Origin of the sequence: Romboutsia sp. 1001713B170207_170306_H8 (assembly GCF_015550495.1) — a bacterium.
Classification (GTDB): Bacteria; Bacillota; Clostridia; order Peptostreptococcales; family Peptostreptococcaceae; genus Romboutsia_E.
This window is the reverse complement of record NZ_JADNAX010000002.1, coordinates 399,651-412,514: the sequence shown is the minus strand read 5'-3', so window position 1 is coordinate 412,514 and position 12,864 is coordinate 399,651. Positions and strand designations below refer to the sequence as shown.

Genomic DNA, 12,864 nt, shown 5'->3' with positions numbered 1-12,864 from the left:
TGAAATGATGAAAAGAAATATAAGAAAATTAATTATAGATATTCTCTTAATATCAATTATAACTCCAATATTTATATTAGGAGTATGGTGCTTTACAAATAGTTGGACTTATCCAGATTTGCTACCAAAAACTTATTCAATTAGGGGATTTGAATATATACTAAATAAATCAAATTTAAAGATTCTAGTTAATAGCATATTAATATCACTAGTTATTGTATTTATTACAATTATAATAAGTATACCATCTGCAAAGGCAATAGCTATATATAATTTTAAAGGAAAAAGATTATTCGAGCTATTAATATTATCACCTATTATAATACCAATGGTATCTGTGGCAATGGGAATACATATTACATTTATAAGAATGAAAATAGCAAATACATTAGTTGGTGTAATAATAATAAATATAATTCCTTGTATACCATATGCTGTGAGAATTATAGGTGATGTTTATAAATTAGTAGGTAATAAACTTGAAATTCAAGGACAATTACTAGGAGCAAATAAGTTCAATGTATTTAGATATATTACATTACCATTAATAATGCCTGGAATAATAGGCGCAAGTAGTATGTGCTTTATAATATCATTTAGTCAATATTTTTTAACTATGCTTATAGGTGGAGGTAATATAATAACTTATCCAATGATAATGTTTCCGTATATACAAAGTGGAGATAGGAATATATCAGCCTTATACAGTATAGTGTTTTTAATTGTAAGTATAATGCTACTTATATTAATAGAAAAGCGAATAAAGAAGTATTACATGAATAATGAAGAAACTACATATTTAATATAGATAAAACCTAAGGAGAAAGATATGTCACATGTTAATCTAATAAATTTGAATAAAAGTTTTGATAAAGTGAATGTACTTAAAAATATAAACTTAGAAATAAATGAAGGAGAAATAATATCTTTATTAGGTCCATCAGGATGTGGAAAGAGTACAACACTAAAAATAATAGCTGGAATCTTAGAACTAGATGAAGGCGATATTTTATTTGATGGGGCTAGTGTAAAAAATATACCGACTGGCAAAAGAGATGCAGCAATAGTATTCCAAGATTACTTATTATTTCCTCATATGAATGTTTTTGAAAACATAGAGTTTGGATTAAAAATGAAAAAAGTAAAAAAGGAAGCAAGAGTTAAGAAAGTACAAGAATTAGTAGAATTAGTAAAGCTAAACGATTATAAAAGTAAATACCCATCAGAGTTATCTGGAGGACAACAGCAAAGAGTAGCTATAGCTAGAACGCTTGCTATAAGTCCTAAGGTATTGTTATTAGATGAACCATTTTCTAATTTAGATATAAGTTTAAGAAATGAAATGAGGGATTTTGTATTAAACTTACAAAAAAAATTAGAAATAACGACAATCTTAGTAACTCATGACAAAGAAGAAGCTTTAATGATGAGTGATAAAGTAGCAGTAATGTTAGATGGAGAAATAAAGCAGTATGATACACCAAGTAATCTTTATGAAAATCCAAATAGTAAAGAAGTTGCAAATATATTTGGAGATAGAAATTACTTACAAGGAAAAATAAAAAATAATAAATTTATAAGTAATTCAGTAGAATTAAACTTAAAAGATGTAAAAGATATAAATAATGTAGAATTAATGATACCTCAAGAAAGTATAAAATTGTTAAACAGAGATTCAAAAGAAGGAATAGAAGGGAAGATAATAAAACGAAAGTATGCAGGAGAAAAAACATATTATGATGTAAAAGTAAATGAAACAATTTTAAAATCATCAAGTGATAATAACTTCTATAAAGAAGGTGATATTATAAAGGTAGAAATTAAAACCCAAAATATAGTTTTATTCTAATCAACAAAAAGTTTGTTATCATTTAAGAATAGTTTAAGTGATAACAAACTTTTTCGATATTATATACATATACGTGTAAATATTTAAATTATTATCTATCTACTTACTTAAGTGCCTCTTTTAAAGCTTTAGATAGCTGATCTGGACAAGAAGTTGATTTACCACCACAAGTTATGTTCTCTAATCTTTTAGCAACATCACTAGCATCTTGATTCATTACTAATTGCTTTATTCCGATTAGGTTTCCTGGACAGCCACCTATAAAATCAACATCAACTATTTTATTATTATCATCTAACTCAAATATCATTTCTTTGCAGCATACACCACTTGGATTAAAAGAAAATCTCATAACACTATCTCCTTAATAAATATAATTATTATAAAAATAATAATACCAATATAAGTTAAATAAAGCAATGAATAATCCTAACAAATGAATAATATATTATTATATAATACGTAGGTTATGGAAGGGGGGATTTTTTGAAGATATATATATCTAATTATCTATCTAAGAGTATAAGTATAATAGATTATTACACCCTTGAAGTAGAGAAGGTAATAAATTTAGAAGAGAGTATTTATCCACATCATTTTTGTATAGATAAAGAAAAAAATTTAATTTATATACCTAGTTCAAGTAATGGAATAATTTATATTTATGACTTAAATAATGATAATATTTTAGATACAGTTTCTGTCGGCGGAAATTTAAGTCAAGTAATACTATGTAATAAAGAAGTATTTATATCTAATGAAGATTCAGATAGTATATACTTTTTAGATCGAGAGACATTGACTCCTGTTGGGGTTATAAATTTAGAACACACACCTCATGGATTAGATTTTGATGAAGTTTCAAAAAAAATATATGTATCCTGTATAAATTCAATTGTATGTATAGATGTAGATAGAAAGCAAATAGATAAGCAAATGAATATAAGTTCTAAAGCATGGCATCTTAAAATTAATAAAGAAAGCAATCATATATATATATCTACTTTAGATGGAAAGGTTATGATAATAGATTTAAAAAGCATGGAAATAAGAAAAGTACTAAATGATTTTTTATTGCCTCTTGAAATTAGATTTAATTATAAAAATAAAAGAGTATATATAGCAGATTTAGCATATAAAAATATAAAAATATTAGATTTTTATACAGGTAAATATATTGCTAATATAAGTGTAGATGGAACACCACAAGGATTAGAAATTTCAAATGATGGTAATTTTTTATTTGTATCAGATAGTCAAAATAACATGATTAAGGTTTATAATTGTATTACGAATCAGTTAATAAAAGAAATTAAAGTTGGAAAAGAGCCTACAAGCATAGTGTGTATGTAGGCTTAATGATTGTTTCGTATTAGTAAGTCTATAACTTCTGCATACATATCTGATGCATTATTCTTCCAATTATTACAAATAAGCTGAGCTTGTTTTTCAGAAGAAACATTTAAATTTAAATCTATTAAATTACATTGATTTTCAATTACTCTTAAATTAACTATAAATTCATTATCGCTTTGTTTAACAAAACTAGACTTAACTTGAGTATCAGCTAGCAAACTTTCTTTGTTAGATAATAAGTATTCATCAACTTTTCTAGTAGAATTCTCAGGTATCCTAGATAAAAAATATTCCAATGTTTCAATCCCTTTTTGTGTGAGAGAGTAATATTCTCTATCAGAGTCTTTATATGTAATTAAAAACTTAGATTCCATAAGTTGAGATAGAAGTTGTTGTAATGAAAAATAATTCATCATTTCAGTTTCTAAAACAACTTGGGTTATTTGAGAATTAGTTAAATCCATATTAATCCTATCTAAAATATATAAAATTAATAGCTTATGATAAGCTAACTCTTCAGATGAGTTTTCAAACATAATATCATCCTCCGTAAAACTATTTCTATATATTATATTAAACCAAAATATATAAAATTAAAAGTACAATTTACTTAATATTTAATTTCGTATAAAACAAACAAAAAGGCTACCGAAAAATTTGGTAGCCTTACTTTTAACTAACTATAAAAATTTACTATAGGCTTATTTGCCTGCCATTTGTTGCTCAGCCATTTCAACTAATTTCTTAGTCATATATCCACCTACGTAACCATTTTGTCTAGCAGTTAAGTTACCTTTATCTATGTTTTCGTAGTTAGATAAACCTATTTCGTTAGCTATTTCTAATTTCATTTGATTTAAAGCAGCTTTCGCTTCAGGTACGACTGTTTTGTTATTAGTATTTGACATAGTAAATTTCCTCCTTAGTTGTCATTTACAACACATTTAATTGTGTTGTTACTAGTATTTTGACCAGATTGAAATTTTATATACTGTAAAAATAAGTTAATTTATATATTAATGTATTTAGGCTTATTCATATATTTTATGGTTCATTTTTATTTTTTTATCTTTTCTAATACCTTCATAAAGTCCATGAGGTTCCCTAGTATAACTATTATTAATATTACTAGTGACAGTGTTAACAGTTGCTTTTAGGCTTTCTTTTGCTTGAATGTTTTTTAAAGAATTTTTTATGTCTGCCATAATTACACCACCTTAATTATTTATTTTATTTCTTAATTCTAAATTGCCCAAATAATAAATTTATCTTTGTAGTAATTTTTTGAAATAAAAGAAAATAAGTTTTAAATATAGGATTATATATATAAAGGAGGTGTGATATGGGTTTAAGATGGAAAAGAACTAAGGCCTTCTTTTTAAGTATAACTTTTTTTTTATTAGCATTATTATCAGTATTTGCCTTAGTTTTTGGAATTAAGTACATATGTAATATAAGTGATGATGCAAATATGCCTATATATAGTGTTGACACAGATGAAAAAAAAATAGCTATAACTTTTGATGTTGCATGGGGAAGTGAAAATATAGATGAAATATTAGAGGTATTAGATAAGCACAATATAAAGGCGACATTCTTTTTAGTTGGAAGCTGGATAGATGATAATAAGAATACAGTTAAGCTAATAAGTGAAAAGGGTCATGAAATAGGAAATCATTCAAATACTCATCCTAATATGAAAGAAACACCTGATGAAGATATTATGAATGAGATAGAAATCACATCAGAAAAAATATCTAATATAACAGGACAAAGAGTAACATTATTTAGACCACCATTTGGAGAGGTTACTGATGAAGTGATGGAAGTTTGTAAATCTTTAGATTATACAGTTATAAAATGGGATGTAGATTCACTAGATTGGAAGGGAATAAGCGCAGATCAGATAACAGAGAGAGTATACAAAAGTGTTCAACCTGGATCAATAGTTTTATTTCATGCGAGTTCTAGTAACGTAAAGGAATATCTAGATACTGCTATTACTCAACTTGAAAAAAACGGATACGGTATTTGTAAAGTATCAGATTTAATTTATAAAGATAACTATACTATAAACTCTTCGGGAGTCCAAAAGTCAAAAGAGAATTAATGTAATAAATTTAAGTAGTTATAAATATATTTATTATATAAGATTGAGATAAAATAATAGAATTAACAATTGTGGGAGGATAAATAATATGATAGATATAAAGGATGACACTAATGTAGTATACCTAAGAGGAGAAATGGACGATAATTTAGACTTTAGTCATGAAATCTTTGGGGAAAAGTTTTATAATACAAAAATAAAAATAAATAGATTAAGCGAATCTTATGACATACTACCATTAACTATATCAGAAAGATTATTACAAGATGTTGATATAAAAAATAATAATTTAGTAAATGTTATAGGTCAACTTAGATCTTATAATAAAAATATTGATAATAAAAACAGATTGGTTTTGACTGTGTTTGTTAGAGAATTAAAGCAATCTGAAGAAGAAAATAAGGATCCAAATAGTATATTCTTAGATGGGTATATATGCAAAGAACCTATATATAGAAAAACACCTTTAGGAAGAGAAATTACAGATCTGTTAGTTGCAATAAATAGACCATATAATAAATCTGATTATATTCCATCTATTGTATGGGGTAGAAATGCGAAATTTGCCAAGACCCTAAAAGTTGGTGATAGGGTACAGATGTGGGGACGAGTTCAAAGTAGAGAATATGAGAAAAAGGTTGAAAATGGAGATCCTATCAAAAAAGTAGCTTATGAAGTATCTATATCTAAAATTAAAAAATTATCTGAAAATAATGCTCAAGAATAAATACTTCTATTTATGTATTGAATAGTTGCTCATGATTTATTATAATCTATTTTATGATAAATTTTGAGAAAAGATAAGAGGGGGAGCACTGTGAAGAGCGCATTATATCATGACTATGAGCCAAACTCAGACCGAATTGAAGAATCAGACGACATAACATGTTTTTTGGATACGATTAAATATGATATAGGAGACAAGATACTGCTTGTTGGAGATGTAGGCAACTTAGGCAAAAAACTTAGGATGCTGGGTGTTAACGTAACGATATTAGAACATAGTAACTATCAAGATGTATGTCCATCTTTAGTGAATAATGAGAACTGTACTGTTGTAAGAGGTGCACTAGAATATATGCCTTTTAATGATAGTTTCTTTGATAAAGTTATAGTGTTAGATCACTTTAACCATACCAGCAACTGTAAAAAGGCATCACATGAGATACGTAGAGTTTTAAAGAAGAAGGGCGAGCTTATTCTAGAAGACCACAACTTAAAAAACTTGAAAGTAAAGTTAAAATATTTTAAGCATAGGCTTCTAGGAGAAAATGTACACTATAATTATCCACAAGAAATACTTAATTTATTTTCAAAATTAAATTTTGAAGGTGCTCTCAAGGAAATAAAGGATGAAAGATACATTTATATAGGAAAAATGAAATAAATGAATTAAAATATAATTGTGAATAAAAATACTAAAGACTAGGTTATCCTGGTCTTTTATTATAGGAGAGAATAATAGGTATGAATATAAATTTTACACTAATAGTAGTAGTCATGTTGTTTGTAATACTTATGTCAATTCAATTTACGCTAAATAAGATATATGTGACATTAAAGGAAATAAAGGAATTGATACGTCTAAAGAAAAATAAGGAATGATAAAAATGAATAGCTTAGAGTATATAAAGGATGAAATTCAAAACATAGCAGAAGCTATACTTTCAGTTCTGAATATAGAGGTGACTATAGTAGATGAAAGTTTAATTAGGATAGCTGGAACAGGAAGATACTTAAACAAGATAGGAGAACGAATTGATGGATACTCTGCATTTAAAAAATCTTTACAAGAACAAGTATCAATTGTTATAGATGATCCTCATATTAGTAAGGTATGCATAGTATGTGATAATAATCAATTTTGTAAGGAGTATGCAGAGGTTTGTTGTCCTATCACATTAGATGGGCATTCATATGGAGTTATTGGTCTTATAGCATTTAATGAAGAGCAAAAAGAAAGAATAATGCATAATATCGAAGGTCTTTTAAATTTTCTAGGAAAGATGGCAGATTTAATTTCTAACAAATTAAAAGCTCAAATTAAAACTGAAGAGCTAGAATTAGAAAAGAAAAAACTTGAAATATTAATTGATAGTATGGACAAGGCTATCGTTTCTATAGATGTAAATGGTAAAATAGATAAGTATAATTCTAAATTCAAGGAATTTTTTGAACTTGATAGTTATGATATAGAAAATAAAAATATTGATGAAATATTAAATTTTGTAAATAACTCTCTTAATAAAGATTTTAGGGCATATAAGTCAGGCATGTTTTTTTACCATAAAAATAGACGTAATTTAAAGGGGATATATAACATAAATAAGATTATAGTAAAAGAAAATTTAAAAGGTTATGTAATTGATTTTATAGACAAAAGAGAAGCTATAAAAAACTATAATAAGATAAACAATGACTATAAGATAATGTTAGATAATATTATTGGAGATAGCGATATAATAAGTAATATTAAAAAAGAAGCTTTAGTAGCATCTAAATCTAATTCTACAGTTTTAATAACTGGAGAAAGTGGTACAGGAAAAGAGTTATTTGCTAGAGCTATACATAATCATAGTTATAGATGTGAAAATCCTTTTATAGCAGTTAATTGCGCAGCTATACCAGATAACCTTTTAGAGAGTGAGCTATTTGGATATGAAGAAGGTGCATTTACAGGAGCTAAAAAAGGTGGAAAATTAGGTAAGTTTGAATTGGCTCATAATGGAACAATTTTTTTAGATGAAATAGGAGATATGAGCTTACATCTTCAAGCAAAATTACTGAGAGTGTTACAAGAAAAAGAGCTTGATAAGATAGGTGGAAAATCAAATGTATCTATAGATGTAAGAATTATAGCTGCAACTAATAAAGACTTAGAAAAAATGGTATCTAAGGGAAGCTTCAGAGAAGACTTATACTATAGATTAAATGTTATACCAATACATTTACCAAGTCTTAGAGAACGAAAGGAAGATATTCCTTTACTTATAAATTATACAATTAAAGAATATGCAAAAAAGCTAGGTAAGGATGTAGAGTCAATTGACAATAATGCATTACAAGTAATGATTGATTACAAGTGGCCTGGAAATATAAGAGAGCTACAAAATATAATAGAATACAGTATTAATATGTCGACATCTTCCATTATAACTTTAGATGTGATTCCTCAGAAAATAAAAGCAAGACGTATAGATAAATTTATAAAAGAGAATACTACAATAAATACATTAGAAATGCTAGAAAAAAATGAAATTATTAAAGCTTTAAATAAATATAAAGATTATAAAAAAGATAAAGAATTAGTCGCTAAATCTTTGGGTATATCTAGAGCCACTTTATATAGAAAGTTAGAAAAATATAATATAGTCTCAAAATGATACAAATTCTCATTTTGAGACTATATTTTTTTATTTTGAGACTATATTTGTTGAAAAATATTATATATATAAAAACTAATAAAATTTCTAAGTACAAAATCAAGTATATACCTTAATTATAAAAAATTAATAAAATTTTAAAAGTTGGCATGAAAAATGCTGTATATAAATGTATAATAAAATTTATTAGGAGGTTATATTATTATGAGAGATATAAGAAATAATTTAATAAATATATTAATGGAAGAAGTTAAGCCGGCGCTAGGATGTACTGAACCAGTAGCAGTAGCTTTAGCTTGTGCAAAAGCAAAAGAATTACTAGGAGAAGAAATTGTTAGCAATAAAATATTATTAAGTCCAAATGTTTATAAAAATGGTATGTGTGTTGGAATACCAGGTACAGATAGATTAGGATTAAAGATATCAGCAGCTATGGGGTTATTAGGTGGACATTCAGAAAATGGTCTTCAAGTTCTAGAAACTTTAGATAGCACTCAAGTAAAGGCTGCAGAAGATTATATGGATAATAATCCAATAGATATATCACCATTAGATACAGATGAGAAAGTTTATATAGAGGTTATTTTAAAAGGAAAAAATCATAGTGTAAAAGTTGTAATAAGAAATAAACATGATAATTTTATATATTTAGAAAAAGACGGGCAAATTATATTAAATAAAGAAGAACTAACAGAAGAAGTAAAAGAAGAATCGATAACAATCGATAAACAAGAAAACATAATGGATAGTATAACTATAAAAGAATTGGTTGAAAATATTGAAAAGCTTAATTTTGAAGATATAAAGTTTTTATTAGATGGTATATCTATGAATGAGGAGATAGCGAAAGTTGGATTAGAGGGAAAAGTTGGAATTGGTGTAGGTTATGGTATGAAAAAATCCATGGAGGAAGGTATTCTAGGTGATGATTTAATGAACCAAGCTATGATGATAACGGCAGCTGCATCAGATGCAAGAATGGCTGGTGTAAAAATGCCAGTTATGAGTTCTAATGGAAGTGGAAATCATGGATTAACAGCAATACTTCCAATCGTAGCGTATAATAGAAAGTTTCCAAAGTCTGAAGAAGAGTTAGCTAAGGCTTTAGCAATATCTCATTTAGTAACAGCATATGTTAAAAACTTTACAGGTAGATTATCTGCAGTTTGTGGTTGTGGAGTAGCTGCATCAACAGGAGCAACAGCAGCAATATCATGGTTAATGAGTAAAGATATAAGTCAAATTGAAGGTGCTATAGAAAATATGGTGGCAAATTTAAGTGGAATGATTTGTGATGGAGCAAAAGCTGGTTGTGCATTAAAACTAGCATCAGCAGCATCTGCAGCTGTTCAAAGTGCAATAATAGCGAAACAAGGGTGTTATGTACCACCTATGAATGGAATTGTAGGTTCTAGAGTTGAACAAAGTATAAAGAACTTAGGTAAAGTAAGTGATAAGGGTATGTCAACTACTGATAAAGTTATAATAAAGGTAATGGATGAGATGAATAAGTTAAATTAAATCCTCCTTGCAAAAGAAGCTAATCTCCTATAAAATGGATTTATCATTATTACAAGTGGAGGTTACATTATGGATATAGCAACTAAGAAATGGGAAGTTTTATGTTCTGAAGAACAAATAAACGAAAGATTAAAAGAGCTTGGAGCTCAAATATCAGAAGATTATAAGGATAAAAACTTATTAGTAGTATCACTATTAAAGGGAAGTTTTATATTCTGTGCGGATCTAGTTAGACAAATAAGTGTTCCAGTTAGAATAGAGTTTATGACAACAGCAAGTTATGGACATGGTGAAGAGAGTTCAGGAACTGTAAATGTAGTATCAGATGTAAAGGCAGATTTATCTGGATACGATGTTTTAGTTGTAGATGATATAACAGATAGTGCTCTTACTATGGACTTTGTTATAAAGCATTTAAGTGGAAAAAATCCTGCTAGTATAAAATCTTGTGTATTATTAGATAAGCCAAGTAGAAGAAAAGTAGAATTAGTACCTGATTATTGTGGATTTGAAATAGAAGATAAGTTTGTTGTTGGTTATGGACTAAACTATGGTGATTACTATAGAAATGTACCATATGTATTTAACGTAACAAACGAAGATAGATAGGTATGTCTGGAGGTTTTGTGTTCGCTGGGATTAACGAACACAAAACCTCTTTTTGGTTGAAATGTTTAAAATAAAGGAGATATTATGATGAGCAAAAGAGTTATGCATCATGTTTGTATTCAGACTGAGGATTATGAGAAATCTTTGGCGTTTTATAGAGATGTTATGGAGTTTGAAGTTGTTCAGGTTAGTGAAGGTTTTCATGGTAGAGATTTTAATACTTGGCTTAAATTTGGAGAATTCATGATAGAACTTCAAACTGCTAAGAATGGTGAGTCTCTTAATAAGTGGAGTTCTAAAAATGAGGGAATCGTTCATATGTGTTTTTTAGTGGATAATATTGATGAAGAATATAATAGAATTATAGATATGGGTTATGATAATTTTAAGGTTAAAAATGGAGAGATTATTTATAATGTAGAAGGTTGTAAATTGTTCAAAATTAAAGCACCAGAAGGTACAGAAATAGAAATTAGAGATACAAATATATAATAAAAATAAAAACGCCTCTTATATAAATTAAGAAGTATACCTTAGTTATATGTGGAGGCTTTAATTGTATCAAAAACATTATAAACTAAATATGATAATAGTAGTACTATATTTAATAGGGGGTTGATATTGTGAGAGATTGGAATTTAAAGTATTCATTGATTAGAATGCTTCATGCTGTGCCAGAAGGGGATAGAGTAGATATATATATAAATAATATGCCTTTTTATAAAAACTTAGCTTTTACTGAATTTAGTCCGTATGTATATGTACCGGAAGGCAATTATACTGTAACTGTGTATCCTATTGATACTCAAGAGAACCCTATAATAAATGAAAAAATAGATGTAAAAGTAGGGGAATTAGCAACAATTGCTATTAGTGGTAGTGAAAATGATGTAATATTAATTCCTGTGGTAGAAGAGGCTGAGGTTGTAGAGGGGAATAATGCTAAAATTAGAGTTGTACACTTAGTTCCAAATGGACCATCAGTTAATATTGAAGTAAATGGACAAAATTTATATAGTAATGTGGAATTTAGAGAAGTAACTCCTTATGTAACTGTTTTGGCAGGTGAATATGTAGTTAATATAGAAGAATCTGAAGAGGGAAAAATAATATTAAAAAATAAGGTAATATTAAATGCTGGAAGGATATATACGTTCTATGCTGTAGGAAATTTACCAAATGCGGAAGTAATCCAATCTTTAGATGGAGCTACATTTATGAATTAAAACAATATAAAAAGCTATAAACAATAGATATGAGTCTAATTGTTTATAGCTTTTATCATTTAGGCTGGTAAATGATATATTAATCTAATTTCCTTAAATCACTTAATATTTGTGTTTTAGATGAAGTTTTTTCATCCTTAAATTTTAATAATTTAGCAGGTGAACCAGCAACTACTGTATTAGGTTCGACATCTTTTGTAACAACAGAACCCGCAGCTACAACAGCACCTTTACCTACTCTTACACCCTCTAAAATAACACAGTTAGCACCAATAACAACATCATCCTCTATTACTACTGGAGTAGCAGAAGGTGGTTCTAAAACACCTGCTACAACAGAACAAGCTCCTAGATGAACATTTTTACCTATTATGCCTCTTGCTCCGATTACTGCATTCATATCTACCATAGAACCTTCACCTATAACAGCTCCTATATTAACAACAGCTCCCATCATAATAACTGCATTTTTACCGATAGTAACCATATCCCTTATAAGTGCACCTGGTTCAATTCTTGCTTCTTCATGTAAATAGTTATACATAGGGATAGCAGAGTTTCTTCTATCATATTCTATATGAATATCGTCAATATGGTTTTTTACACTTTCAAGCTCATTCATTATAACATTATAATCTCCGATTAAAGTATAAGAACCATTACCTCCAAAAACTTTAAATTTATCGTTTCTTTTTAAACGTAAAAGCTTACCAGTAATATATATTTTTACAGGTGTTTGCTTTTCTGAGTCCTTTATAAATCTTGCAATTTCATAAGCATCATTTAAATTTATCATAAGTTGAATTCCCC

At 27.6% G+C, this 12,864-nt stretch carries 16 protein-coding genes; 11 read left to right on the top strand and 5 right to left on the bottom strand.

The annotated features are described in order from the left end of the window. The first annotated feature begins 7 nt into the window (after positions 1-7). Together I2A66_RS06545 and I2A66_RS06540 are read left to right on the top strand one after the other, a co-directional pair. Positions 8-808 (top strand): ABC transporter permease, encoded by an 801-nt coding sequence (locus I2A66_RS06545; protein WP_164488980.1) that lies wholly within the window; start codon positions 8-10, stop codon positions 806-808. Positions 809-829: 21 nt separating this feature from the next. Beyond that, positions 830-1,849, top strand: coding sequence for an ABC transporter ATP-binding protein (locus I2A66_RS06540; RefSeq protein ID WP_122638973.1), 1,020 nt, complete (start codon positions 830-832; stop codon positions 1,847-1,849). 103 nt (positions 1,850-1,952) lie between these two features. Here I2A66_RS06540 and I2A66_RS06535 read toward each other — a convergent pair whose 3' ends face one another. After that, on the bottom strand, positions 1,953-2,201 hold the full coding sequence (locus I2A66_RS06535) for a TIGR03905 family TSCPD domain-containing protein (protein WP_122638974.1): 249 nt from the start codon (positions 2,199-2,201) through the stop codon (positions 1,953-1,955). Between the two features lie 134 nt (positions 2,202-2,335). Here I2A66_RS06535 and I2A66_RS06530 point away from each other — a divergent pair, with 134 nt between their 5' ends. Next, positions 2,336-3,202 (top strand): YncE family protein, encoded by an 867-nt coding sequence (locus tag I2A66_RS06530; protein WP_122638975.1) that lies wholly within the window; start codon positions 2,336-2,338, stop codon positions 3,200-3,202. A gap of 2 nt (positions 3,203-3,204) precedes the next feature. On the opposite strand, the gene I2A66_RS06525 is transcribed toward I2A66_RS06530, so the two are convergent. From I2A66_RS06525 to I2A66_RS06515, 3 genes are all read right to left on the bottom strand, one after another. Next, positions 3,205-3,741, bottom strand: coding sequence for a DUF4364 family protein (locus I2A66_RS06525; protein WP_122638976.1), 537 nt, complete (start codon positions 3,739-3,741; stop codon positions 3,205-3,207). Positions 3,742-3,906: 165 nt separating this feature from the next. Then, entirely contained in the window at positions 3,907-4,113 is a 207-nt protein-coding gene (locus I2A66_RS06520) for an alpha/beta-type small acid-soluble spore protein (protein ID WP_122638977.1), read from the bottom strand. Positions 4,114-4,236: 123 nt separating this feature from the next. Next, a complete protein-coding gene (locus I2A66_RS06515) occupies positions 4,237-4,410 on the bottom strand; it encodes a hypothetical protein (protein WP_164488981.1) in 174 nt (57 codons plus the stop codon). 137 nt (positions 4,411-4,547) lie between these two features. Between I2A66_RS06515 and I2A66_RS06510 the strand changes: the two genes are divergently transcribed. The 8 genes from I2A66_RS06510 (at position 4,548) to I2A66_RS06475 (ending at position 12,054) form a co-directional block, all read left to right on the top strand. Continuing rightward, positions 4,548-5,315, top strand: a complete 768-nt coding sequence (locus I2A66_RS06510) for a polysaccharide deacetylase family protein (protein WP_122638978.1) — start codon at positions 4,548-4,550, stop codon at positions 5,313-5,315. A gap of 88 nt (positions 5,316-5,403) precedes the next feature. Next, positions 5,404-6,042 (top strand): single-stranded DNA-binding protein, encoded by a 639-nt coding sequence (locus I2A66_RS06505; RefSeq protein WP_122638979.1) that lies wholly within the window; start codon positions 5,404-5,406, stop codon positions 6,040-6,042. Between the two features lie 90 nt (positions 6,043-6,132). Beyond that, positions 6,133-6,702 (top strand): class I SAM-dependent methyltransferase, encoded by a 570-nt coding sequence (locus I2A66_RS06500; protein ID WP_122638980.1) that lies wholly within the window; start codon positions 6,133-6,135, stop codon positions 6,700-6,702. 214 nt (positions 6,703-6,916) lie between these two features. Continuing rightward, the gene (locus tag I2A66_RS06495) at positions 6,917-8,698 is read left to right on the top strand and encodes a sigma-54 interaction domain-containing protein (protein ID WP_122638981.1); all 1,782 of its coding nucleotides are present in this window, start codon (positions 6,917-6,919) and stop codon (positions 8,696-8,698) included. A 204-nt stretch (positions 8,699-8,902) separates the two neighbouring features. Beyond that, positions 8,903-10,219 (top strand): L-cysteine desulfidase family protein, encoded by a 1,317-nt coding sequence (locus I2A66_RS06490; protein ID WP_122638982.1) that lies wholly within the window; start codon positions 8,903-8,905, stop codon positions 10,217-10,219. A 69-nt stretch (positions 10,220-10,288) separates the two neighbouring features. Beyond that, positions 10,289-10,828: a hypoxanthine phosphoribosyltransferase gene (gene hpt / locus I2A66_RS06485; protein ID WP_122638983.1), complete on the top strand. Its 540-nt coding sequence runs from the start codon at positions 10,289-10,291 to the stop codon at positions 10,826-10,828. An 87-nt stretch (positions 10,829-10,915) separates the two neighbouring features. Further along, positions 10,916-11,320 carry a VOC family protein gene (locus tag I2A66_RS06480; protein WP_122638984.1) on the top strand — a complete coding sequence of 135 codons (405 nt, stop codon included), beginning with the start codon at positions 10,916-10,918 and terminating at the stop codon, positions 11,318-11,320. Between the two features lie 131 nt (positions 11,321-11,451). Beyond that, positions 11,452-12,054, top strand: a complete 603-nt coding sequence (locus I2A66_RS06475; protein ID WP_122638985.1) for a DUF4397 domain-containing protein — start codon at positions 11,452-11,454, stop codon at positions 12,052-12,054. A gap of 79 nt (positions 12,055-12,133) precedes the next feature. Here the strand turns inward: I2A66_RS06475 and dapD are convergent, their stop codons facing one another. Then, a complete protein-coding gene (dapD, locus tag I2A66_RS06470) occupies positions 12,134-12,850 on the bottom strand; it encodes a 2,3,4,5-tetrahydropyridine-2,6-dicarboxylate N-acetyltransferase (protein WP_147516635.1) in 717 nt (238 codons plus the stop codon). Positions 12,851-12,864: the final 14 nt, after the last annotated feature.

What these genes read in the sequence shown, in the direction of transcription:
- I2A66_RS06545 (WP_164488980.1), top strand. Translation starts at nt 8, where the DNA reads ATGAAAAGAAATATAAGAAAATTAATTATAGATATTCTCTTAATATCA.
- I2A66_RS06540 (WP_122638973.1), top strand. Translation starts at nt 830, where the DNA reads ATGTCACATGTTAATCTAATAAATTTGAATAAAAGTTTTGATAAAGTG.
- I2A66_RS06535 (WP_122638974.1), bottom strand. Translation starts at nt 2,201, where the DNA reads ATGAGATTTTCTTTTAATCCAAGTGGTGTATGCTGCAAAGAAATGATA.
- I2A66_RS06525 (WP_122638976.1), bottom strand. Translation starts at nt 3,741, where the DNA reads ATGTTTGAAAACTCATCTGAAGAGTTAGCTTATCATAAGCTATTAATT.
- I2A66_RS06520 (WP_122638977.1), bottom strand. Translation starts at nt 4,113, where the DNA reads ATGTCAAATACTAATAACAAAACAGTCGTACCTGAAGCGAAAGCTGCT.
- I2A66_RS06515 (WP_164488981.1), bottom strand. Translation starts at nt 4,410, where the DNA reads ATGGCAGACATAAAAAATTCTTTAAAAAACATTCAAGCAAAAGAAAGC.
- I2A66_RS06510 (WP_122638978.1), top strand. Translation starts at nt 4,548, where the DNA reads ATGGGTTTAAGATGGAAAAGAACTAAGGCCTTCTTTTTAAGTATAACT.
- I2A66_RS06505 (WP_122638979.1), top strand. Translation starts at nt 5,404, where the DNA reads ATGATAGATATAAAGGATGACACTAATGTAGTATACCTAAGAGGAGAA.
- I2A66_RS06495 (WP_122638981.1), top strand. Translation starts at nt 6,917, where the DNA reads ATGATAAAAATGAATAGCTTAGAGTATATAAAGGATGAAATTCAAAAC.
- I2A66_RS06490 (WP_122638982.1), top strand. Translation starts at nt 8,903, where the DNA reads ATGAGAGATATAAGAAATAATTTAATAAATATATTAATGGAAGAAGTT.
- hpt (WP_122638983.1), top strand. Translation starts at nt 10,289, where the DNA reads ATGGATATAGCAACTAAGAAATGGGAAGTTTTATGTTCTGAAGAACAA.
- I2A66_RS06480 (WP_122638984.1), top strand. Translation starts at nt 10,916, where the DNA reads ATGAGCAAAAGAGTTATGCATCATGTTTGTATTCAGACTGAGGATTAT.
- dapD (WP_147516635.1), bottom strand. Translation starts at nt 12,850, where the DNA reads ATGATAAATTTAAATGATGCTTATGAAATTGCAAGATTTATAAAGGAC.